The organism is Arthrobacter sp. D5-1, from assembly GCF_017357425.1.
Lineage (GTDB): Bacteria > Actinomycetota > Actinomycetes > Actinomycetales > Micrococcaceae > Arthrobacter.
Map to the genome: position 1 here is coordinate 3,788,081 of NZ_CP014571.1, position 23,203 is coordinate 3,811,283.

At 64.2% G+C, this 23,203-nt stretch carries 18 protein-coding genes; 5 read left to right on the forward strand and 13 right to left on the reverse strand.

Annotated elements, in window-relative coordinates; genetic code table 11:
- Window positions 1-71 precede the first annotated feature (71 nt).
- From AYX22_RS17435 to AYX22_RS17455, 5 genes are read right to left on the reverse strand one after another with little or no spacing between them, the layout of a single operon-like run.
- Window positions 72-1,361 carry an MFS transporter gene (locus AYX22_RS17435; RefSeq protein ID WP_207594505.1) on the reverse strand — a complete coding sequence of 430 codons (1,290 nt, stop codon included), beginning with the start codon at window positions 1,359-1,361 and terminating at the stop codon, window positions 72-74.
- 33 nt (window positions 1,362-1,394) lie between these two features.
- Window positions 1,395-2,039, reverse strand: coding sequence for a Poxvirus protein I5 (locus tag AYX22_RS17440; protein ID WP_207594506.1), 645 nt, complete (start codon window positions 2,037-2,039; stop codon window positions 1,395-1,397).
- 34 nt (window positions 2,040-2,073) lie between these two features.
- Window positions 2,074-2,997 (reverse strand): carbohydrate ABC transporter permease, encoded by a 924-nt coding sequence (locus tag AYX22_RS17445; protein ID WP_207594507.1) that lies wholly within the window; start codon window positions 2,995-2,997, stop codon window positions 2,074-2,076.
- The gene (locus tag AYX22_RS17450) at window positions 2,994-3,944 is read right to left on the reverse strand and encodes a sugar ABC transporter permease (protein WP_207594508.1); all 951 of its coding nucleotides are present in this window, start codon (window positions 3,942-3,944) and stop codon (window positions 2,994-2,996) included. Before AYX22_RS17450 ends, AYX22_RS17445 begins: the two co-directional genes overlap by 4 nt.
- 49 nt (window positions 3,945-3,993) lie before the next feature.
- Complete coding sequence (locus AYX22_RS17455; RefSeq protein ID WP_207594509.1) at window positions 3,994-5,280, reverse strand: ABC transporter substrate-binding protein; 1,287 nt, start codon at window positions 5,278-5,280, stop codon at window positions 3,994-3,996.
- Between the two features lie 219 nt (window positions 5,281-5,499).
- Here AYX22_RS17455 and AYX22_RS17460 point away from each other — a divergent pair, with 219 nt between their 5' ends.
- Window positions 5,500-7,530 (forward strand): beta-galactosidase, encoded by a 2,031-nt coding sequence (locus AYX22_RS17460; RefSeq protein ID WP_207594510.1) that lies wholly within the window; start codon window positions 5,500-5,502, stop codon window positions 7,528-7,530.
- An 88-nt stretch (window positions 7,531-7,618) separates the two neighbouring features.
- On the opposite strand, the gene AYX22_RS17465 is transcribed toward AYX22_RS17460, so the two are convergent.
- The 3 genes from AYX22_RS17465 to AYX22_RS17475 form a co-directional block, all read right to left on the reverse strand.
- The gene (locus tag AYX22_RS17465) at window positions 7,619-9,007 is read right to left on the reverse strand and encodes an extracellular solute-binding protein (protein ID WP_207594511.1); all 1,389 of its coding nucleotides are present in this window, start codon (window positions 9,005-9,007) and stop codon (window positions 7,619-7,621) included.
- Window positions 9,008-9,256: 249 nt separating this feature from the next.
- Window positions 9,257-10,195: a carbohydrate ABC transporter permease gene (locus AYX22_RS17470; RefSeq protein ID WP_207594512.1), complete on the reverse strand. Its 939-nt coding sequence runs from the start codon at window positions 10,193-10,195 to the stop codon at window positions 9,257-9,259.
- On the reverse strand, window positions 10,188-11,132 hold the full coding sequence (locus tag AYX22_RS17475) for a sugar ABC transporter permease (protein WP_089596094.1): 945 nt from the start codon (window positions 11,130-11,132) through the stop codon (window positions 10,188-10,190). The genes AYX22_RS17470 and AYX22_RS17475 overlap by 8 nt, the downstream gene beginning before the upstream one ends.
- Window positions 11,133-11,504: 372 nt before the next feature.
- On the opposite strand from AYX22_RS17475, the gene AYX22_RS17480 reads away from it, so the two are divergent.
- The 3 genes from AYX22_RS17480 to AYX22_RS17490 are packed head-to-tail and all read left to right on the forward strand — an operon-like array spanning window position 11,505 to window position 15,930.
- Window positions 11,505-12,677, forward strand: coding sequence for a dienelactone hydrolase family protein (locus tag AYX22_RS17480; RefSeq protein WP_242703385.1), 1,173 nt, complete (start codon window positions 11,505-11,507; stop codon window positions 12,675-12,677).
- Window positions 12,674-14,785, forward strand: a complete 2,112-nt coding sequence (locus tag AYX22_RS17485) for a DUF6807 family protein (protein WP_207594513.1) — start codon at window positions 12,674-12,676, stop codon at window positions 14,783-14,785. The genes AYX22_RS17480 and AYX22_RS17485 overlap by 4 nt, the downstream gene beginning before the upstream one ends.
- The gene (locus tag AYX22_RS17490; protein WP_207594514.1) at window positions 14,782-15,930 is read left to right on the forward strand and encodes a M24 family metallopeptidase; all 1,149 of its coding nucleotides are present in this window, start codon (window positions 14,782-14,784) and stop codon (window positions 15,928-15,930) included. The genes AYX22_RS17485 and AYX22_RS17490 overlap by 4 nt, the downstream gene beginning before the upstream one ends.
- Before the next feature lie 82 nt (window positions 15,931-16,012).
- On the opposite strand, the gene AYX22_RS17495 is transcribed toward AYX22_RS17490, so the two are convergent.
- Genes AYX22_RS17495 through AYX22_RS17515 form a run of 5 tightly spaced genes read right to left on the reverse strand, consistent with a single transcriptional unit; the run spans window position 16,013 to window position 21,980 of the window.
- Entirely contained in the window at window positions 16,013-17,464 is a 1,452-nt protein-coding gene (locus tag AYX22_RS17495; protein WP_207594515.1) for an aldehyde dehydrogenase (NADP(+)), read from the reverse strand.
- Entirely contained in the window at window positions 17,445-18,617 is a 1,173-nt protein-coding gene (locus AYX22_RS17500) for a mandelate racemase/muconate lactonizing enzyme family protein (RefSeq protein WP_207594516.1), read from the reverse strand. Before AYX22_RS17500 ends, AYX22_RS17495 begins: the two co-directional genes overlap by 20 nt.
- Window positions 18,617-19,522 (reverse strand): 5-dehydro-4-deoxyglucarate dehydratase, encoded by a 906-nt coding sequence (locus tag AYX22_RS17505; RefSeq protein ID WP_207594517.1) that lies wholly within the window; start codon window positions 19,520-19,522, stop codon window positions 18,617-18,619. The genes AYX22_RS17500 and AYX22_RS17505 overlap by 1 nt, the downstream gene beginning before the upstream one ends.
- Window positions 19,519-20,538: an NAD(P)-dependent oxidoreductase gene (locus AYX22_RS17510; RefSeq protein WP_207594518.1), complete on the reverse strand. Its 1,020-nt coding sequence runs from the start codon at window positions 20,536-20,538 to the stop codon at window positions 19,519-19,521. The genes AYX22_RS17505 and AYX22_RS17510 overlap by 4 nt, the downstream gene beginning before the upstream one ends.
- 29 nt (window positions 20,539-20,567) lie before the next feature.
- Window positions 20,568-21,980, reverse strand: coding sequence for a Gfo/Idh/MocA family oxidoreductase (locus AYX22_RS17515; RefSeq protein ID WP_207597635.1), 1,413 nt, complete (start codon window positions 21,978-21,980; stop codon window positions 20,568-20,570).
- Between the two features lie 189 nt (window positions 21,981-22,169).
- Between AYX22_RS17515 and AYX22_RS17520 the strand changes: the two genes are divergently transcribed.
- Window positions 22,170-23,201, forward strand: a complete 1,032-nt coding sequence (locus tag AYX22_RS17520) for a LacI family DNA-binding transcriptional regulator (protein WP_207594519.1) — start codon at window positions 22,170-22,172, stop codon at window positions 23,199-23,201.
- The last annotated feature ends 2 nt before the right edge of the window (window positions 23,202-23,203 follow it).

Consider the following 23,203-nt stretch of genomic DNA (forward strand, 5'->3'; position numbering starts at 1 on the left):
CGTCACCCGTCAAGGAACTTTTGTGTGTTGATCTCAAACGTTCACAAATCCGCTCATCGCGGGGAACGGGCTCATCGCCGGCGTCGTGAGCAGCTCCACAGCACGAAACCAATCACAGCGGCCGAGGCCATACCCAACGCACCGGTCACTACCAATCCGGTACGGACGCCAAAATCCTCCGTCAGCCATCCCGCCAGCAAACCACCCAGCGCGTGCCCACCCAGAAGCAACGGGAAGTAGAGGGCCAGAACCCTGCCACGAACGCTGGCGCCAGCCTCCAACTGGACGGCGGTAGCTGCGCTTGTGAGGAACAGCAGCGTCATGAAGCCCACCACAATGAGCATCACCACAAACGATTCCTGTGTAGGCATCACGGCGGCCAGCAGTTGTGTCAAGCCGAACAGCCCGGCACTGGCCACAATGCCCTTGCGGCCAAAGCGCTTGATCCGGGTGGCCACCAACGCACCCGCCAAGGCCCCCAGGGCGCTGACTGTGTTGAAGAGGCCGAAACCAGCAGGACCGCTGTGCCACACCTGGTCCGCGAAGGCCGCCAGGACCACGGGTCCGTTCATGCCGAAAGCGCCCAGCAAACCTGCCAGCAGCATGGTCAGGAGTAACGGCGGACGCTCCCGGACAAAGCGGAAACCTGCCAGGATCCGGCCCCGCCGCGGCTCGTGCCCACCGATCTCGGGTGAGTGGTGGAGCTCGCCTGGCCGGATGGACACGATCATCACCAGGACGGCCATTCCCAAGCCGGCATTGGCAGCGAACGCCGCGGCCGGACCTGCCTGGGCAATGACCACGCCGGCAAGTGCGGGTCCAACCATGGCACCCAGTTGGCTAACGGCGCTGTTCAGGCCGATGGCTGCGGGGAGTCCGGTATCGCCCACCACCTCGTTGACGAACACCTGCCGCGCTGGTCCGTCGATGGCACTGGTGATGCCCAAGGCGATGCAGGAGGCGTAGACCACCCAGACGTCGGTACCACCGGTGGCGTTCCACACGGCCAGCCCGGCAGCCAGCAAGACGGCGACGGACTGGCAGGCAAGGAGGATGCGTCGTTTGGGGAAGAGATCCACCAGCACACCACTGATGGGCCCCACCACCAGCATGGGAAGGAACTGCAACGCCACGGCCAGGCCCACCGCCGCCGGGCTCCCCGTGAGCTGGAGAACCAGCCAGTCCTGCGCCAGCCTTTGCATCCACACTCCGCCGCTTCCCACCAGGGAGAGGGCCACGAAGATCCTGTAATTGTGGTGGCGCAGCGGGTAGTGCCAGGTCTCCGTGGAGCGTGTCCGTGGGGCGGATGCTTCGTTTGTCGTGGTGGATTTGGGGCGCAGTGGGAACGGGCGCGGCGACACGGGGTGGACTGCTCGATTCAGCGGGTTGGGTGGTTAACTTCGGTGCGAGCGGATCTTGATGGCCGCGGCGGCCAGGACCAGGGTCCCGGGAACGATCACGAACAACGCCTGCAACATCCAGACAAAGACGACCGTCATGAAGAGGGCGGCGAGCAACAGCAAGGAACCGCTCCAGTCACGCACCGAGTCATCTTTGGCGCTGGAGTAGGCAGCGGCCCAGCGTTGCCGGCCCGGTACTTCAGCAGGCTGCAGGCCTGCATCGCCGTCCCAGTTCACGCCACCGCTCCAGTTGGCCGCGGTGCGGAGCAGGAGAACCGCCCCGGCCGCGGCCAATATCAGCGTGGCCGGAAGGATAACGGCGCGGCCAGGAAGTTGACCCACCAGGGCGAGCAACAGGTTCAGGACAATCACGACGGCGGCTGCCGCCGTCGTGATGCCAAACTTCCAACTGCCGGGAAGCGCGCGACGGAAATTGCCCCACAAGCTGCGGAGGGAATCGTCCCTGCCGCTGAGGTGCCTTTCCAGGTGCGCGACGCCGGCCGCGTAGGCAGCCGGCGCCGTCACCAAGGGGACTGACAAGAGGAGCACGATGACCCCCGCCAGGATGGTCTCGGCGAAGAGGGCAAAGCGGTTGACCGGAATTCCGGGCTTCCCCGATGACGTGCCAGTGGCATTCATAGTGCTCATTCTTCAGTATTCTCTTCCGTGTCCGTCAGCCTTTGAGGCCTTGTGTTGATACGCCTTCTACGATGTAGCGCTGGAAGACGAGGAAGAAGACCAGGACCGGGAGGAGCGCCAGGACGGACATGGCGATCATGGCTCCGTAGTCCGAGGACTGGGTTTGGTCAACGAAGAGCCGCAGCGCGAGCGGGAGCGGGTATTTTTCGGGGGTGTTCAGGTAGAGCAGCGGGCCCAGGAAGTCGTTCCAGCTCCAGATGAAGGAGAAGATCGAAGTGGAGATCAGGGCCGGTTTCATCAGCGGGAGCATGATGGAGCCGAAGATGCGGACGTGTCCGGCGCCGTCGATGCGGGCTGCCTCATCCAGTTCGGCCGGGAGGCCACGCATGAACTGGACCATGAGGAAGACGAAGAACGCGTCGGCGGCGAGGAACTTGCCGATCAGCAGCGGCACGTAGGTGTCCACCAGGCCAAGCTGCTGGAACACGATGTACTGCGGGATGATCACCACGTGGAAGGGCAGCAGCAAGGTAGCGATCATCATGCCGAAGAACAGTCCGCGGCCGGGGAAGTTGATCCGGGCGAACGCGTAGGCGGAGATGGACGCCGAGAGCACGGTACCCACCACTGCGCCAACGGCCAGGATCAGGGAATTGGTGAAGAACGTCAGGGTGGAGACCCCACCTATGCCTTCCATGGCCGTGACGAAGTTATCGAAGCTGAAGTTGGCTGACCACAACGCGTTGTTGGCGCCGCCGATCTCGGAGTTCGGCTTGAAGGACGCGGAGATCATCCACAGTGCCGGGTAGAGGACCATCGCCACCAAGGCCAAGGCAACGACGTGGAAGATGGTGCTCTTGATCCGCTTGACCGTGGTGGACTCGGACTTCGGGTTGTAGACCGGTGCCGTTGAGGGCTTCGTGGGTGCGGGCTGGGTGGGGGTTGCCATGGTTGTCACTTTGCATCACCGCTGTAGTGGACCCAGGACTTGGAGGTCTTGAAGAAGATCAGCGTGATGATGCCGACCACGATCACCAGGAGCCAGGCCATGGCCGAGGCGTAGCCCATCCGGAAATCGGAGAAACCGCGCAAGTACAGGTAGAGGGTGTAGAAGAGGGTGGAGCCTGCCGGGCCGCCTTCACCGTTGGAGATGATGTAGGCCGAAGCGAAGATCTGGAACGCGTGGATGGTTTCCATGAGCAGGTTGAAGAAGATCACCGGGGAAAGCATGGGCCAGGTGATGTTCATGAACTTCCGTACCGGGCCGGCACCGTCCATCGACGCTGCCTCATACAGGTCCGTGGGGATTTGCTTCAGGCCGGCCAGGAAGATCACCATGGGGGCGCCAAACTGCCAGACGGTCAGCAGGATCATCATGCCCATGGTCATGTTGGGGTTACCCACCCAACCGCCGAGGTTGATCCCGAAAAAGGACAAGCCCTGGTCCACTGGGCCGGAATCGCCGAACATGGCCTTCCAGACGATCGCGATGGATACCGAAGCACCGATCAGTGACGGCGCATAGAACGCGGACCGGTAGAAACCCTGGCCCTTGCGTTTGCTGTTGAGCAGCATCGCGATCGCCAACGCCGCCGCGAGCTTGAGTGGGGTTCCGAAGACCACATATTGCATGGTCACGCCCACCGACTGCAGGAACCGTTCGTCCTGGAAGAGGGTGAGGTAGTTATCGAAACCGATCCACTTGGGGGCATCGAAGAGGTTGTAGTTGGTGAAGGACAGGTACAGCGAGGAAATCATCGGCCCCACGGTCAGGGCGATGAATCCCAGCAGCCAGGGCAACAGGAAGGTGTAACCGGCGCGGGTGTTCGCCCCACGCCGCCGCGATTTGCGCGGCGGCGTGGGAGCGGAGGCGGCACGCCTGCTCAGGGTTGGGCTTTGCGTCACGAGAATAGTCCGTCAGTTGTGAAGGCCGGATCAGACACAGAAGGTCTGCTTAGGCGTTCTGCTTGATAAGGTCTTCGGCTTCCTTGAACCACGCATCAGCTGCGCCGTCCACGGTCAACTTGCCGTAGTTCAGGTCCTGCGTGACCCGTTTGAACGTGGACTCCAGGGTGCCGAAACCAACAATGGGCGGCTCCGGGGCATCCTTGAGGTACTTCTCGATGGACTTCTCGTAGTCCACCACCAGCTTGTCCGTGCCTTCGAACGTGGTGCCATCGCGCTGGGTCTTCGACGCCGGGACACCGCGGGAGGTCTTGAAGATCTGGCCCACCTCCGGATCGTTGACCATGAAGTCGATGAAGCGGGCAGCGGCGTCCTTGTTCTTGGTTTTCGCGCTGGCCACCATCAACATGGAGGGCTTGAGGAACAGGCCCAGGTTGTCGGGGTCGTCCGACGGAACAGGAACGAGCTTGAGTTCCTTCGCGCCACTGTCCGCGAGGTAGCCGGCCATGAAGTTGTCCCACGTGACTTCCGTTGCCGTGACGTTGGAGCCGAACGGGGACTTGGGCAGCAACTGGGTTGCCTTGTCCTCGCCCACAATCGCCGCGGTGCCGCGCAGGTCACCGGTCAGGTTCCACCACTTCTTCAGATCATCCTTGGAGAAGCCGAGCTTGCCGTCCTCGGTGAACGCCTGGATGTTGTTCTGGCGCAACCAGATGTTGAAGTTCCACCAAATTCCGGTGTAGTCGGTGCCGCCAAACAGGGTGCCGTTGCCCTTGGCGCCGACCTCGGCCAGGAAGGCGTTGAACTCTTTGTAGTTCCAGGATCCATCCGGCTCCGCGATGCCCAGGGAAGCGAGCTTGGCGGGATCGTAGTAGACCGCGAAAGCGTTGGTGCTGGTGGGGATGCCGTAGGTCTTGCCGCGGATCTGGCCCGAGGGAAGGAGGGACTTGTCGAATGCGTCCGTGTTGATCTTTACCGTGCCCAAGTCAAGGAGCTGGTTCCGCTGGCCGTAATCACGCAGGTAGGACAGGTCCCACTGCATCACGTCCGGCAAGCCGCCGCCGGCAGCTTCCGTTGCACGCTTCTGCCAGTAGCCGGCGAAGTCGGAGAAGTTGCCGTTGACCTTGACGTCTGGGTTCTTGGACTCGAACAGGGCAATGGCCTTGCGGGTACGTTCTGCACGGTCATCGTTGCCCCACCACGTGTACGTGATGGTCACGGGGTTCTCCGCCGAGCCAGTCTGGGCCGGCGATGAGGACTGGCCGCACGCGGCCAGGAACGCGGCAGATGCAGTGCCGAGAGCCACCGTACCCAGGAATTTCCTTCTATCGATCATGAGAGCCTCCTTGCTCAGTTGGTGCAAGCTTGTCGAGTTCTCTACAACGTGGCAGTGATCTCGCTTACACTCGTTCTGAATCGATACAATATCCCTAATTGCGAATCTGGGCAAGCGTTTTCCAAAGAACCTGTTTGCCGGTGATTTCATCGGTACGCTGCTCTTATACGCACCAGCGACAGCAGAGACCCAAACCGCCACCATGACGAAGGAGTCCCCTTGACCTCCCCCGAAAACACCGGCAGTCCATCTGTCTGGAACAGCATCAACGGCCTCGCCTACGGTGGCGACTACAACCCTGAGCAGTGGCCCACAGACATCCGGCTTGAAGACGTCGAGCTGATGAAGGAAGCCGGCGTGAACTTCCTGAGCGTCGCCATCTTCTCCTGGGGCCTTCTGGAACCTACCGAAGGCAACTACGATTTCGGCTGGCTGGACGATGTCCTGGACAACCTCCATGGAGCCGGGATCAAGGTGGCGCTCGCCACCGCCACCGCTTCTCCCCCGGCCTGGCTTGCCCGCAAATACCCCGAGATCCTGCCTGTTACCTCGGAAGGAGTGCGGCTGGAACGTGGCTCCCGACGCCACTACACGCCGTCGTCGGCTGTCTACCGCAAGTACGCCACCGCCATCACGCGGGTTATCGCTGAGCGGTATAAGGACCACCCCGCCCTGGCGCTGTGGCACGTGGACAACGAACTAGGCTGTCACGTTGGCGAGTTCCACGGCGAAGAAGACGCCGCTGCTTTCCGGGCTTGGCTGGAACGCCGCTACGGCTCCATCGAGGCCCTGAACGAGGCGTGGGGAACAGCGTTCTGGTCCCAGCACTACGCTTCCTTCGAGGACATCATCCCGCCGGGCGCAGCACCCACCACGCTCAACCCGGGCCAGCAACTGGATTTTGCCCGCTTCAACTCGTGGGTGTTCATGGACTACTACCGCGAACTGCTGGCCGTGCTCCGCCAGGTCACCCCGGCCATCCCGGCCACCACCAACTTCATGGTTTCCAGCGCCACCAAAACCCTGGACTACTTTGACTGGTCCAAGGACATGGACGTAATTGCCAACGACCATTACCTGGTGGCCGCGGACCCGGAACGCGAAATCGAGCTTGCGTTCAGCGCAGACCTCACCCGTGGCGTAGCAGGCGGCCAGCCATGGATCCTCATGGAACACTCGACGTCGGCGGTGAACTGGCAGCCGCACAACCAGCCCAAGATGCCCGGCGAAATGCTCCGCAACTCACTCGCCCACGTGGCGCGAGGTGCCGATGCCGTGATGTTCTTCCAGTGGCGGCAGAGCAAGGCCGGCTCGGAGAAATTCCACTCGGCCATGGTCCCCCACGGTGGCCGCGACACCCAGGTGTGGCGCAACGTGGTGGACCTTGGCGAGGCACTGGCCAAGCTGGAACCCGTCAAAGGTTCGCGGGTGGAATCCCGGGTCGCGGTCGTGTTCGATTACGAGGCCTGGTGGGCGTCGGAGCTGGACTCGCACCCCAACAATTCCCTGAAATACCTCGATACGATGCGGGCGTTCCACCGCTCCCTGTTCCTCCGCGGAATCACTGCGGACTTCGTCCACCCTTCAGCGGACCTCGCAGGCTACGACCTCATCCTCGTCTGCACCTTGTACTCCGTGACGGACCAGGCCGCTGCCTCGATTTCCTCCGCCGCGGAACGTGGCGCCACGGTCCTCATCAGTTACTTCAGCGGCATCGTCGATGAGCGCGACCACGTCCGTTTGGGCGGCTACCCCGGCGCTTTCCGTGACTTGCTGGGCATCCGCAGCGAGGAATTCCACCCGCTGTTCCCCGGCACCACGGTCACGTTGAACGATGGAACTGCTGGCTCTGTGTGGAGCGAGCACGTACACGTTGCCGGGTCCGCCGGGGCTTCGGCGGAGGTCCTGGCGACCTTCACCGACTACCCGCTCGACGGCGTCCCGGCACTGACGCGCCGATCCGTCGGAACCGGTTCGGCCTGGTACCTCGCTACACTCCCGGATGCCGCCGGCATCGATGCCCTGACCGCTCGGCTGGTGGACGAAGCGGGGGTGACGGCCGCGGCCGAGGCGACTGCCGGCGTCGAACTTTCCCGCCGGCGCGCCGACGACGGCCGCAGCTTCCTGTTCGCCATCAACCACAGCCGGGAAGACGTCACGGTCAAGGCCGACGGTGCCGAACTGCTCAGCGGATTGCGCTTCACCGGCGTCGTCCCCGCCGGAGCCGTGGCCGTCATCGCGGAAGACTGACCCAAAAGCAGGTGGCGCGCAAGAAAAAACCGCGCCCCGGCCGGATCACGAATGATCCGTCCGGGGCGCGGTTGTTTTCTGAGGAAAGCTAGCTGATGGCGGACTTCATTTCATCCACAGCCTTCTTGCCGGCCTCTTCAGTGGAGAGCCTGTTGAACAGGACCTCCGAGGTGTAGCGTTTGATGATTTCCTGGATGGCGCCTGCACCCTTCGGCGGTGCTGCCGGGGCGTCGCCAAGTTCTCCCTTGATCCCGTCGATGAAGCTGACAACCTTGACGTCGGCCTTGGCCAGCTTGGGGGCGATGGCCTCACGGACCTCGGAGTTCGGGTACACGCCGCGGTCTGCCAGCAGTGCCTCGCCGGCCTTGACGTTGTTGGTCAGGAAGTCGATGAACTTGGCAGTCTCTTCCGGGTGCTTGGTGCGCGATGATGCGGACCAGAACTGGGAAGCCTTGTACCAGAGCTTGGCGTCTTCCGCCTTGCCCGTTTTGGACGGGAAACGCAGGATCTGGAGTTCGCCGCCGGCAGCCTTCTCGAGTGCCGGGAGCTGGTTGGACCACCAGAAAGCCAGGCCGTTTTTGCCGGTAGCCAGGCCACTCTGGTCCAGCGGAGCGGCTTCGGCTTCAACAACCTCAGATGCCGACGGAACTGCCTTCTTCTCGCTGAGTTCCTTCAGGAAGCCCCACCATTCGGCGATGTCCGAAGGCTCAAAGCCCAGCTTGCCGTCCTCCGTGTAGAGGGACTTGCCGTTCTGGCGGAGCCATACTCCGAGGGAAGCTTCGTCCGTGCCGTAAGCGGCGGCGCCGTAGGTGCCCTTGGGCGACTTTGCGGTGACCTCGGCGGCAACGCGCTCGAAGTCCTCCCAGGTCCAGGTCTTGTCGTCCGGAATGGCGACGCCCGCTGCCTGGAAGACTGCCGGGTTGGCCAGGATAGTCGCGGCGTTGATGCCTGCAGCGATGCCGGTCAGGCCCTTCTCGCCCTTGCCGGCTTCCAGCGCGGCTTCATCGAGCTTGGAGGTATCGATCTGGTACTTGGAGAGGTCCAACAGGGCACCGCGGGTGGAGTACTCGGTGATGTACTTCTCGTCCATCTGGATGATGTCGGGAGCATCGTTGGCTGCCACCTGGGTGGCCAGCTTGTCCCAGTAGCCGCTCCAGTCGCCGTACTCGGGCTTGATCTTGATGTTGGGGTTCTCCGCTTCGAAGGCTGCGATGGCCGCCTGGGTTACCTGGGCCCGCTTGTCACCGCCCCACCAAGCGAAGCGCAGCTCCACCTTGCCGTCGGCGCTCTTGGCGTCCGATCCTCCGCCGCCGCCGCAAGCGGTGAGGGCGAGGACGGCTGCTGCGGTGGCTGCGACCAGCGCTGAGGCGCGAACTCTGCGCTTCCTGCGCTGGGCCGTGGGGGCCTGGGCTGTGGGAGCCGAAGGTGTTGCCCCTGCTCCGGGGGCGACTGCCTCACCTTTGGGATGTACCGGCACTGTTGTCTCCGATCTTCATTGATCCTGATGCGATTGGGAAAGCGTTTTCTTGCTGAGAATTATGATACAAGTCACAATCTTGTATTACAAGATGCAAACTTGTCTTAGTTGTTGAAGGGCGCGACGCCGGTACCCAGCATCGCCGGTGCGCATGACGACGGCGGTACGCACCGCCGTGGACCCCTGACCCGGGCGGCACCCACCACAAGGGGGCGGCAACCGCCGCCCCCTTCAGGCGCTGCTCCCGGCCTATTTGATGCCGGTGGTGGCGATGCCCTTGATGAGGAACCGCTGGCCGAACAGGAAGACGAGGAACACGGGGAGCAAGGACACAATGGACATCGCGAAGAGCGATCCCCAACTGGTGGCCGACTGCGAGTCAACGAAGGCCCTGAGGGCCACAGGGACGGTAAACATGTCCGGGTCCGTCAGGTAGATGAGGGCTCCGAAGAAGTCGTTCCACGTCCAGATGAACGTAAAGATGGTGGTGGTGGCCAGGGCCGGGACCATCAGTGGCAGGATCACGCGGAGGAAGATCCTGGGGTGGCCGGCGCCGTCGATGCGGGCTGCTTCGTCGAGGTCCTTCGGAATACCGCGGATGAACTGGACCATAAGGAACACGAAGAACGCGTCCGTGGCCAGGAGCTTGGGAACGATCAGCGGCCAGAAGGTGTTCACCCAGCCGATCTGCGAGAAGAGGATGTACTGGGGCACAATCACCACGTGAAACGGGAGCATGATAGTCAGCAGCATGATGCCGAAGAAGATCTTCTTGCCGCTGAACTGCAGCCGGGCGAAAGCGTACGCCGCCATGGAGCAGGAGATCAGGTTGCCCAGGATGGAACCCAGGACCACGATTGCCGAGTTGACCATGTAGTGCCCGAACGGGTGCGTCAGCGCGGACCAGCCATCGGTGTAGTTGCTCATTTCCAGGTTTTCCAGCCAGAGGCCGGGTTCGCGGAAAATCAGATCGTTGGGCCGCAAGGAGGAAACCACCATCCACAGCAGCGGGTAGATCATCACACCACCCACGACGATCAGGATGGCGTGCTTGATCAGGCCTTTGATGCGGGCGCTGCGGCTGAAGGCGAGGCTGCCACGGGATTCGCGGCGGCGCGGGCTTTTTCCGGGCTTGCCGGCTTTGGCGTCGTCGGATGAAGCTGCGGGGAGGGTTTGGAGTTTAGTCATCGTAGAACACCCAATACTTTGAAGCGATGAAGTTGATGGCAGTAAAGACACCGATGATGACCAGCAAGAACCAGGCCATCGCTGAGGCGTAACCCATATCGAACTGGCCGAAGCCCTTTTGGTACAGGTAAAGGGTGAAGAACATGGTGGAGTCGGACGGGCCGCCGTTGCCGCCGGAGACGATGAACGCTTGGGTGAACGACTGGAACGAACCGATGATCTGCAGCACCAGGTTGAAGAAGATGATGGGGCTCAGCATCGGCAGGGTGATCCGCCAGAACTTCTGCAACGTGGTGGCACCATCAACTTCGGCCGCCTCGTAATACATCACGGGGATCTGTCGCAGGCCGGCCAGGAAGATGATCATGGGGCTGCCGAAGGTCCAGACGTGCAGCAGGATGATGGAGCCGAGGGCGGTGTTGGGGTCGGAGATCCAACCGGGGCCTTGGATGCCTACCATCGCCAGGACCTGGTTGACCAGGCCGGTGGTGCCGAAGATCTGCTTCCACAGGATGGCAACGGCAACGGAGCCGCCCAGCAGGGAGGGCAAGTAGAAGATGGACCGGTAGAACGGAAGCCCGCGGAGACCCTTGTCCAGGACCAGTGCAATGATCAGCGCCACCGCCAACTGCAGCGGAACACCCACCAGCACGTACGTAAAGGTCACACCCAGCGAGTTGTGAAGCCGGGCATCGCCGAACATGCGGACGAAGTTATCCAGGCCCACCCATTCAGGCGGCTGCAGAAGGTTGTAGTCCGTGAAGGACAGGTACAACGACATCAACATGGGGCCAACAGTGATGGCCACCAAACCCACCAACCACGGCGAAAGGAAGATGTACGCGGCCTTGTTGTCGCGGCCGTTCGCCTTCTTCTCCTCCTTGGTCATGGGGCCCTTGCGGCGGGTCATCGTTGAGAGTTCGCCTATGGCGCTCATCGCTTCCCCCTCGCCGGCCCGCGAACGCCTTGCGGCGTCCCCGTGTGCAGTACAGCGGCCATGTGGTCTCCTTTGGTCATCGTGGCCATCCACGGACTTCGAGTCTGGTTGGTGCTTGCCTTCCGGGACGCCGACGCTCCGGCCCTTCCCCTTGAAGGACCGGAGTGCAACTCCCGGGCTTCAGCGGCTCCGTACCAAAGTAAACGTTTTCTTGACCCATGTACAGCCTTTTGCTAATTTTTGAGAAAGCGTTTTCTGACGAAGCCGCCCCATCCGATTTCCCCCACGCTGAAGAGGTCCGGCGTGCGCCCCCGCACACCTTGATGCATCGAAAAGGCAGGACATCATTGTTCCCCACCGACTGCCACTGCCATGAGCGCGGCTGACATGGAAGATACGCCCGTCCGCCCCAGCGCATTGACGCGCTACGAAGACTGGCCGGACTACGCCGTCCGCCATCGCTTCAACGCGGCTTCTCCGGCCGCCCAGGAACTGGCCGACACACTTGGCGTCCCTTCCGTAACACCGGACCTTGAGTACACGGTGCACTCCGAGACAGTGCACGACGACGTCACCACCTCCCACTTGTCATGGCAGTTGGGCTTTGGGCCGAGGACAGCGGCTTGGTTCGTCCGGCCCGCCGGGGAAACCGGCCCCCTGCCCGGCGTACTCGCCCTGCACTGCCATGGCGGAGTCAAGGCCTACGGCGCGGAACGGCTCGTGGCCCTTCCGGATAACTCCCTCCCGGCCGAGGTGCGAACGAAACTCTATGACGGCCGTGCTCTCGCCACCTGGATGGCGCAGCAGGGCTTCGCAGTGCTGGCCCACGACACTTTCATGTGGGGAAGCCGGGGCTTTGGCCTTGACACCCTGCCTTGGCGGACCGCCACCGCCGTTAACGGGCAGCGGGCACTTTGGCGGGAGTCCGGCGTCGAACCTTCCGCAGCGGAACAATACAACGCGGCCGCAGCCGCCCACGAGGAAACCGTGGCCAAAGCCGCAACCCTGCTCGGCAGCAGTATCGCCGGAACCGTGGCGCATGACGACCTTGCCGCGCTGGGCATCCTCGCGACGCTCCCGGGGGTGGATCCCGGACGACTCGGCTGCCTCGGCTTCTCCGGCGGAGGCGGGCGTGCCATGGTGCTCGCTGCCTTGAGTCCCCTGATCCGCAGCTACGTGGTGACGTGCATGATGACCACCTTTGGCTCGCTGCTGCCGGCGTACCTGGATGCCCACTCGTGGTTGCTGCACTCCCCCGGTCTAGCCAAGCTGGGTGACTGGCCGGACCTGGCCACGCGCTCCACCGCCAAGATCCTGGTCCAATACGGCATGGCTGACCAGCTTTTCCCTGAACAAGGAATGCGCGATGCCCACCAACACCTGGTGGAGAACCTTCCCTCCCGGTACACCGGCAGTCTTTGGCAGGAACCCCATGTCTTCACCCAGGCCATGCAGGACGAGGCCGCGGCCTTCCTTGCCGCCGCCCTGAAACCGACCCCCTCCGGCAGTTCCCCCGCACCTGACCCCACTAGGACAGCCTCATGACCCAGCCCCTGACAGTCTCCGCTGCGGAGGTTCACTCCCGGCTCCCCCGTGTCGCACTGGTGGGTGTCCACGGTTTCGGCGAACGGCACCTCGACAACCTGGATCGGCTGGCTGCTGCCGGTGCATTGGACCTGGTGGCCGTCGCCGATCCGCGTCCTCCCGCCGACGGAAAACTTGGCCCCGGAGTTGAGGTCTTCCCTTCCCTCGATGCGCTGTTGGCGGCGGGAGTCGAGCCGGATGTCGTGATCATTTCCACGCCGATCCAAACGCATGCGCCCCTGGCCATGGCTGCACTCGAGGCCGGCGCCGACGTGTACCTGGAAAAGCCCCCGGTGGCTTCCATGGAGCAGTACCAAGAAGTCATGGCAGCGGCCGCGAGCGCCGGCCGCTTGGTGCAGGTGGGGTTCCAAAGCCTTGGCTCCGAAGCCCTTCCCGCCATTGAAGAACTGGTGGCGGCGGGGGAAATTGGTGAGGTCCGGGGCCTCAGCGCAACAGGTTTGTGGCTGAGGACCCAGTCCTACTTCAAGCGTTCCCGCTGGGCCGGCAAGCGCAGCCTGAACGGGACAGACGTGGTGGACGGCGTGGTCACCAACGCCCTGGCACACGCTGTGGCGACGGGGCTCCGGCTTGCCGGGGCACGAACGGCATCCGACGTTGCCTCCGTGGAGACGGACCTCTACCGGGCCAATGACACCGAGAGCGACGACACTTCAGTGGTGAGGGTCCGAACCACCAGCCGCCCTGGATTGCCGGGAGGACCCGTGCTGATGCGAGGCCCTGTGCTGACGTGTGCCCTGACGTTGTGCGCACCGGTGCAGTCGGCGCCCGCAGTCACCATCTACGGCACGTTGGGGCAGCTGACGCTCTTCTATACAGAGGACCGGGTTGAGATCACCACAGCCCATGGTGTCCGGAGCGAGACCTTCGGACGGACCGACCTGCTGGAGAACCTGCTGTCCGCCAGCAGCGAGGAGGATCTCCTCAGCCCCCTCAGTGGCGTCGGCGCGTATGTGTCGGTGCTCGAGGCGATCCGCACGGCAGAGGCTCCCCGGCTGATCCACCCGGACTACGTCACGTGGGAAGGCGAGGGCGACGACGCCCACCCCGTGGTGCGCGGCATCGAATCGTTGATTCGCCGGGCAGCGTTGGGGCAAGCCACCTTTGCTGAGCTCGGAGCGCCGTGGACGGAATCCGATGTCGGCTCTGGGGCCGTCCCCTCAAACCTGGCCGAATTCCGCGTCAATGGCACGCCCGTCGCAATGCTCCAGGCCGGAAACAGCATCCGCCCCACGTCGTCACCCCGTCCTTACCTGCACCCCGTTCGAACACTTGCGGGAACCGTGGTGACGGATCACGTCCCGGAAGACCACGTGTGGCATCTGGGCGCGGGCGTCGCCATCCAGGACGTGGACGGCATCAACTTCTGGGGCGGGCGCACCTACACCAGGGACGCCGGCGCCTACGTCTGGCTGAAGGACCACGGCCGCATCGTCACAGACTCCGCGGACCACGCTGAAGGACATCGGCGCGAACAGTTGAGCTGGCTCGGTCCCGACGGATCACCAATACTCCGCGAACAGCGCGAATGGCGCTGGGCCGCCGTCGGGCTTTCAGCGTGGAAACTGACGCTCGACTTCACGCTGGAACCCGCCAGCGGACGTCCGGTGCAGCTGGGAAGCCCGGGTTCCAACGGGCGGCCACAGGGTGGTTATGGAGGCTTCTTCTGGCGGCTGCCGAAAGTCAGCGATGCCACCATCTGGACCCCTGATTCGCGCGGCGAGGACGCTGTTCACGGCACCACGGCGCCGTGGTTGGCATGGTCGGGAACCTTCGACGCCGGAACGGCCAGCGCCGCGCGCGTCACCGGCGACCCTGGACTGGGGCACCCGGCAACGCTGGTGTTCCTTGCCGCACCGCAGGCACCGGACCCGTGGTTCGTGCGGCACTCGGGCTATCCCGGCGTCGGACTTTCCCTGGCCTGGGACGCACCGGTGACCACCGCGCCCGGCAACCCGGTCCACCGGACGGTCACCGTGCTCGTCACGGACGGCTTCCTGGCAACACAAGACATTGAACAACTCATCTCACCTTTGGGGGAACCGGCATGACCACGCCCACTCAATCCACGCCGTTAGCCGACCAGGCACGAACACCGGCATCGACGCCGGCGGGCGCCATAGCCCGCACGGCACCCGGCAACGCCGCAGACCGCGCAGTGAAGCGCCGGCGTGTGCTGGATATCCTGGACGCCGCAGGCCGCGACTCGCTCCTTCTGACGACCAACACAGCGCTCACCTGGTACCTGGATGGGAGCCGTGTCCACATCAGCCTGGCCGGCGACCCCATCGCAGCCCTCCTGGTGGACCGCGACGGCGACCACCTGGTGACGTTCAACAACGAGGCCGGGCGCATCGCTGCCGAGGAATTGCCCGACGGCGTCAGCCTTCACACCGTGCCGTGGCACGGTCAACTGCATGCGGCGGCGGCTGGCCTTGCCGTTGATGGTGACCCTTTGGTGGAAGCAGCCGTCACCGCAGAACTGCGCGCGGCCCGCCAGGAAATGCTCCCGGCCGAGGCTGCCCGCTATGCCGGGCTGTCCGCTGATGCCGCCGCTGCCATGACGGATGTCCTCACCGCGGCAACCCCGGAGACTACGGAGTTCCAGCTCGTCTCGGACCTGGCCGCGCGGATTGTGGCGGTGGGCGCCGAGCCGCTGGTCCTGCTCTGCAACGGTGCTTCCCGCAGCGACTTCCGCCATCCGCTGGCTACGCACTCCCCCATTGGACGGCGCGCCATGGCGGTGGTGTGCGCCCGCCGGAATGGCTTGGTTGCCAACGTGACCCGGTGGGTAGCGTTCGACGCCGGTACGCCCCAGGAGCTCGACGCCGAGGCCCGGATTGCCGCCGTGGAGGCCGACATCTTCCGTGCCACGGTCCCCGGAGCCCGGCTCAATGGGATCTTCGCCGAGATCAAGCTGGCTTACGCGCGGCATGGCTTCGGCGAAGATCAGTGGACGCTGCATCACCAGGGCGGGCCGGCCGGTTATGCAGGCCGCGATCCGCGGGTCACTTCAGAGGCCACGGATACGGTGGTGCTCAACCAGCCCTTCACGTGGAACCCGTCCGGGCCCGGCGTAAAGATCGAGGACACTGTCCTGCTCACGGATTCCGGCGTGCGCGTCCTGACCACCGACGACCGGTGGCCGACCACCGACGTGGACGGCCGCCGTCGTCCGCTGACGCTGCGCCCGTAACGCCTGACTCCTCACACGAAAGGGGCGGGATCACCGGTGTGGTGATCCCGCCCCTTTCGTCTCCCGTGACCCAAGTGGTGGTTTAGCTGAGCGTCAGCACGCCGTCCACACGCCGGGGGATGCCCAGGGGGTTGGCGTCGCGCAGGGCCGGGTGCAGGACGGTCTCCGGAGCATCCTGGTAGGCCACCGGACGCTGGAAGCGGCGTACAGCGGTAGCCCCTACGGAAGTGAACAGCGATGTGGTGGCCGGGTATGGGCCGCCGTGCTGCTGGGCCCAGTTCACGGCAACACCTGTGGGCCAGCCGTCGAACAGGACCCTGCCAGCCAAACCGCTGAGCTGCTCCACAAGTGCGGAGACGTCTTCACCCGGTTCCGCGTGCACCGTGCCCGTGAGGCTGCCCGGAACCTTGGCCAGGGCCGCGGACAGTTCCTCCTGGTTGGCGTACTCGATAAGCAGCGTGGTGGGGCCGAAGCACTCCTCCAAAAGCTCGTCGGGGCGCTCCAGCACGTTGGCTGCACTGGTGGAGAACACCACCGGTGCGGCGCCGTCGGCCAGGCTGTCCTGCTGCACGGTGCCACTGACCACGGCGACACCCGGCTGGTCTGCGACGTTACGGAGTCCGTCCGGGTAGGCCTCGGCGATGCGCTCGGTGAGCATGGCAGCGGTGGGCTTGTCCTTGCTGGCCTCGGCCAGGTGCGAGGCGAAGTCAGTACCGGCCGGGATGAACACGAGTCCCGGCTTGGTGCAGAACTGGCCCGCGCCCATCGTGAATGAACCGGCAAGGCCTGCGGCGAGCTGCCGGCCACGCTCGGCCAAAGCCTCCGCAGTGATGACCACGGGGTTCAGGCTGCCGAGCTCACCGTAGAACGGGATCGGCTCCGGACGGGAGGCCGCGAGATCAAACAGTGCGCGCCCGCCGGGAATGGAGCCGGTGAAGCCAACGGCCTTGATGGCGGGGTCCTGGACCAAGGCGGTGCCCGCCTCGCGGCCACTCACCAGGGCGAAGATCCCTTCCGGCGCGCCGGCCTTGGCCAGGGCATCGGTGACGATCTCGGCGGTCCGCTCGGAGAGACGGATGTGGCCCGAGTGCGCCTTGACGACCACCGGGCAACCCACTGCCAGTGCCGACGCGGTGTCTCCACCGGCCACGGAGAAAGCGAACGGGAAGTTCGACGCCGAGAACACAGCTACCGGACCGATCGGACGCAGGATGCGGCGCAGGTCGGGCTTCGGCGGTGTGGAGGCCGGGTCGGCGTGGTCGATCACGGCTTCGAGGTAGGACCCCTCGGTGATGACCTTGGCAAACAGCCTCAGCTGGCCACTGGTCCTGGCCACCTCCCCGGTGAGCCGGACGGTGCCCAGGCTCGTCTCGGAATCGGCGATGGCCACCAGTTCGGTGACGTTGGCGTCCAGGGCGTCGGCGACGGCGGTCAGCCAGGCCGCGCGCTCGGCATCGGTTGCTGCTGCGGTCACCTTTGCTGCTGCCGTGGCTGCGGCGGTGATGGCTGTCAGGTCAAGAGTTGCTGTACTCAATGCAGTTTCCTTTACTCTCAGGGGCGGCGGTCTCAGATGCGGCGCTCTCAGATGCGGGCAGCGGCGGTGCGGGCGCTCCGGCGAAGTCAAAGCCCAGTCCGGGGCGGCCTGTGCTGCTCAGTGTGCTCTGGCCCTTGCTGTTGTTGATCCGTACCGGCGAAGGCCCGGCCAGTATTCCGAGTTGTTCGAAGGACGCGTCTTCCACGTCCTCCACGCTTACGGTTTCGGCAAGGGTGAGCGCCAGCTGCCCGGAGAGCTCCGGAAGCAGGTGCGGCGCCACCCTGATGCTGTTGGCCCGGGCCAGCTCAACGATCCTGCGGAACGGCGTAATGCCGCCCACCCGGACGATGTTGGGCTGGATGATGTCCACGGCTTCGGCTTCGATGAAGTCGCGGAAACGGTAGATGGTGTGGACGTTTTCCCCCAAGGCAATGGGTACCGGAGAGTGCTTTCGCAAACGCCGGTAAGCCCAGAGATCGTCGGCCCGGATCGGTTCTTCCAGCCATTCCAGTCCGTACTCCCCCAAGACGTCCAAAGCACGGAAGGTATGGGCCAGGTCCCAACGCTGGTTGGCGTCGATCATGAGCAACCGGTCCGGGCCGATGACCTGCCGGACAGCGGCAACGCGTTCGGCATCTTCACGGAGTTCGGGCTTGCCCACCTTGATCTTCACGGCCTGATGCCCGGCAGCAACCCATCGCTGTGCCTGCTCCACGAGCTGCTCCAGGGTGTAATGGAGGTTCACTCCGGAGCCATAAACCTCCACCGATTCCCGGCGTTGGCCCAACAGTCCTGTGACCGAGGTGCCCGCCTGCCGTGCTTTCAGGTCCCACAGGGCCAGGTCCACGCCGGCCATTGCGATGGTGGTGAGGCCTCCCCCACCGGCCTCATGCAGCCGCTTCCAGAGTTGGTCCCACACCATCTCCGGGTTGGCTTCGAGGCCAAGGATGAACGCTGCAATGTCGTAATCCAAGAGGGCTTTGACCGCCTGGGGACCAATGGTGGGTGTCCATGAGAAACCGTGGCCCCTGCCGCCGTCGTCCGTGGTCAGCTCTGTAACGATCACATGGTTCTCGGGTGCCTCGGCGCCCCAGCTGCGCAGCAGCGGAACCGTGATCAGCCGGGTGGTGAGGCCCGTGATGCGGGCCGTCATCAGCTGCCAGCCAGCTCGTGGCCCTTGGCCAGGATGGACTTGAGCTCCAGCAATTGCTCTTCACTGGGGTCCACCAGCGGAGGACGGACCGGGCCAACAGGCAGCCCGGCCAGGCGCAGGCCTGCTTTGATGAGGGAAACGCCAAAGCCCGGGGTCTGGTCGCGAAGCCGGACCAGCGGGGCGTAGAAGCCTTCGAGCAGAGCATGGCGGCGCTCTTCATCACCGGAGACGTAGGCGTCGTAGTAGGCCTTGGCGATTTCGGGGGCCATCGCGAACGCTGCCGAGGAGTAGAGCGGAATGCCGAGGCCACGGTAGGCACCCTGGGTCAGCTCTGCGGTCAGCAGGCCGTTGAACAGGGCGAAGTCGGTGCGGCCGCTGGCGTTGATCGCGGAGACGATTTCCTGGGCCAGGCCGACGTCGCCGATTCCGTCCTTGAAGCCAACAACCTTCGGGTTGGCGGTGAGGTGCGTGATGGCCTCGGCGGTGAACTTGGCCGTACCGCGGTGGTACACGATCACGGGCAGGCTGCTCGCGGCGGCGATGGCCTCGACGTAGGCCACTACACCGTCCGTGGGACCTGTGACGAGGTAGGGCGGGAGCACCAGGAGGGCATCCGCGCCGGCTTCCTCGGCCACTTTGGCTGCCGCGATGGCGTGACCCAACGGTCCACCGGCACCGGAGACCACGGGAACTGCTCCAGCAACAGCCTCGACGGCGGCGGTCACCACGGTGCGGATCTCATCGATGGACAGGGCATGGAATTCGCCAGTGCCGCAGGCGGGGAAGACACCGCCGGGACCGAACGGCAGGCGGGAGGTGATGTGCTCCTTCAGCAACGCCACATCTACGGTGCCGTCTTCAGCAAAGGGAGTGACGGGGAAGAACAGTACGCCGTCGAATTTCATGGGGTCTCCTTGGTTGCTCCCGCCGGGACCAGTCCGGCGTGGTTCTCGTCATTGAGTGCTGCATGGTTGAGTGCTGCGGCGTTCTGGTGGTCAGACGCAGTGTCCGCGCCTTCGTACGGCGGGGTGAGTTCGGTGCGCCACGAACGCTTGGGTTCCCAGCCGAGGAGCTCGCGGGCTTTGTCGATGGAGAACGCCGGGCTGGTGCCGGTCAGGTGTTCAGTGAGCGGTCCGCTGCCAGGCAGGAATAGCGGGAACAATTCCGCCAGGGGCGCGGTAGCCAAGGCATCCTTGGCGCCAACAAAGAAGACCTGGCCGTTGGGGATGCTGTCCATCTTCTGCAAAAGCACGTCCAGGAAGTCAGCCACATCCCGTGCGTCCACATAGTTGAACAAGGCCGGTGCGGACAATGCGGGATCGTCCAGTCGCTGCCGGATGGTGTGCCCCTGTTGCGTCAGGGCGCCTTCCCATTCCTCCGGGGACAGGACGTAGCACGGGCGGAATGCCGCGTACCGGATCTTGTCGCCCTGTGCTGCGGCGAACATCTGCACGGTCTGCTCGGCGATCAGCTTGGACAACGCGTAGGCGTTCCAAGGCTTGGGCGGTGTCTGCTCGTTCAGAGGGAACGACGGCGGCAGCCACCCTGCCGGTGAGCCATAACCCAGGGCGGTGGGGCTGGACGCCGTCACGATCTTCGGGACGCCCGCTTCGGTAGCGGCACTGACCACCGCGTAGGCGAGACGGGTGTTCGTGCTGAAAATGACGTCCTCGGGTGCGCTGAAAGGTACGGCAATAGCAGCGAGGTGGATGACGGCGTCGGGCGCTGTTTCGCGGATGAGCCGCTCCGCTTCCCCCGGTGCCAAAAGATCAGCGGTGTACTGCTCGGCTCCGGCGGGCAGTTGCTCCGCGGGGATGGCGTCCCGGTCCACCGAGATCACCTTGTGGCCGGCGTCTGCCAGTCCAGCCACAACGCTGCGTCCCAGGCGGCCGGAACCTCCGGTAACGAAAATCCTGCTCATGGTCTTGTCCTTGATTGGTAGTGAACCGGTCAGGCCTGGCTGCGGCTGAGGTCGGCGCCGAGTCCCAGTTCGCTGATACGAACGGGCTGGCCGGTGTCCAGGGACTGGTTGCCGGCAATGCCCACCGACACGGAACGGAGTCCGTCGATGTAGCCGGACGGACGGCCCAGTGGATCAATGCCGGGACCATTGAAAAGGTCCGAAAGCAGCAGGTTGTCGCCGCCGCCGTGGCCGCCCTCACCGTTGACGATCGGAACTTCGTAGGCAGCTTCCCAGTGGCGCTGGACCACCAGGCGCTCACCGTTGCGGCGTACGGCATCCTCTTCCTCGATGGGAGTGGCGCTCGGGTCCACCACGGTCTTCTTGTCGGTGCTGGACTCGACGGCGGCGCGTTCCACCACTTCGAGTTCAGCCCGGCCTTCGGTGCCGTTGACGGTGACGCGGTAGCCTTCCCACGGGCTGTGGGCGTTAAGCGAGTAGCTCAGCGTCGGGCCGCCCTGGTAGTCCACCACGAGGGCCAGGTTGTCCTCGATGGTGATGCCCTCGGTGAAGACGTCCTGGTCACGGATGTAGCCGTCGAACTTTTCGTTGTCGTAGTACAGGGCCTTCAGGCGCTCGTCGTCGCGCATGTCCAGGCGGAAGGGATCGTGCTCAAGGCCATCTACGGTGCCGCGCTCCGGACGTGCTCCCAAGCCGCGCTCTGCTGCGTTTTTGTCGCCGTAAAAGCGCAGGCCACCGGAGGCAAAAACGCGCTCCGGAACATCGTTGATCCACCAGTTAACAAGGTCGAAGTGGTGGGAGGCCTTGTGGATGAGCAGGCCGCCGGAGTTTTTCTTTTCACGGTGCCAGCGGCGGAAGTAGTCCGCGCCGTGAACGGTGTCCAGGACCCAGCTGAAGTCGATGGAGGTGACCTTGCCGATCACGCCGTTCTTGATGACTTCCTTCAGTGCCGTGTTGCGCGGCGAGTAGCGGTAGTTGAACGTCACCACCACGTTCTTGCCGGTCTTCGCCACCGCTTCCGTAATACGGCGGCATCCGTCAACGTCAATCGTCAGCGGCTTTTCAACCACGACGTCGGCACTCGCCTCGAGCGCCTCAACAATGTAGTCCGCGTGGGTGTAGTCGGGCGTCGTGACGATGACGCGCTCGATGTCGTTGGACTGGATGAAGCTGGTGAGCTGGCCCGGCTCAAAGGATGCAACGGGTTCTGTTCCGCCAAGCTCCTTGATGAGCTCCTGGTAGAAGTCCACCCGGCCCGGGTTGACGTCGGAGAGCGCAATAAGTTCCGCAACGTCCGAGTGCTGCCCATAGATGGCCCGGATATACATTTCCGAGCGGCCACCGGTGCCGATGAGGGCGATGCGTGTCCGGTGATGGCCTTCAGTCCGGGCAGTGGGTGCGGCCGTTTCGGTCTGGGTCTCGGCTGAGCCGACGGTGACCATGTTTGCCATGAGGGATGCCCCTTTCAAAAGGCAGGAGTGAACCGCTTGACGGCTCGGCTTCGTATGGGAAGAATCATGAGAAAGCGTTTTCTCAGAGCGTTATAAGCTTTGTATCAAGACTCTGGTGGTCACGTCAACCACTGCTCCAACGACGGCGCATTCGGGGGACGACCAATGGGAAGGGGCCACATGGCACGCAGGAACACCAACAGGCGCGTCGGGATAGCTGATGTCGCGGAGAAGGCCGGCGTCTCTCACGCCACCGTTTCACGCGTCATGAACGGTAACGCCGCAGTGGATCCCGGAATCGCGGCGCGGGTTCGGACAGCCGCAGCGGAATTGAAGTACCAGCCCAACCCGGTGGGGCGCAGCCTCGCACTGGGAAAGACGGACACCATCGGCATCGTGGTTCCGGATCTGGCCAACCCCACCTTCCAGGCCATCCTCCGCGGACTCAGTATCGCCGCCGCACAGGATGGTTACCGCGTCCTGATTGCCGACTCGTCCGAAGTCACCAGCGAGGAAGCCATCCTGGCCGGCGAAGCCCGGCGCCGCTGCGATGGCGTGGTCCTTTGCGCACCCCGCATGGCCGACGCCGAACTTGAAGAGCTGGCGCCCACCCTGCACCCGCTGGTGCTCATCAACCGCACCACCATCGCCACCAACACTCCGAGCCTGAGCGTTGACTACGGGCAGGGCATCCAGGAACTGGCGCAGCATCTGGTCTCCCTGGGACACCGCCGCCTCGTTTTCCTGTCCGGCCCCGAGCACAGCGCTTCCAACCGCCAACGCCTGGTGGGCCTGGACCAGTTCCGCGCCGAGCATCCGGAGATCGAACTGCAGATGCTCCACGGTGGATCCAACTTCGATTCCGGCCATGAGTCCACGGAGGCCATCATTGCCAGTGGTGCCACCGGAATCCTGGCCTTCAACGACCTCGTCGCCATGGGGTTGCTCAGCGGCCTGCATGAGCGCGGGGTGCGGGTTCCGGAGGACATCTCCGTGACAGGCTTCGATGACATCCCCTTCGCCAAATACACCACTCCCCCGCTGACCACTGCTGCCGTGCCCATCAACGAGCTCGGAAGCCTCGCTTGGCGGAGAATGCGCGAACAGATCCAGCAAGCCGGCGAAGCCACCACCCAGGCGCAGGACGAGTTCTCGCCCAGGGTGGAAATCCGCAAGAGCACCGCAGCGCCCGCCCTCAAGCCCGCAAGCTGACA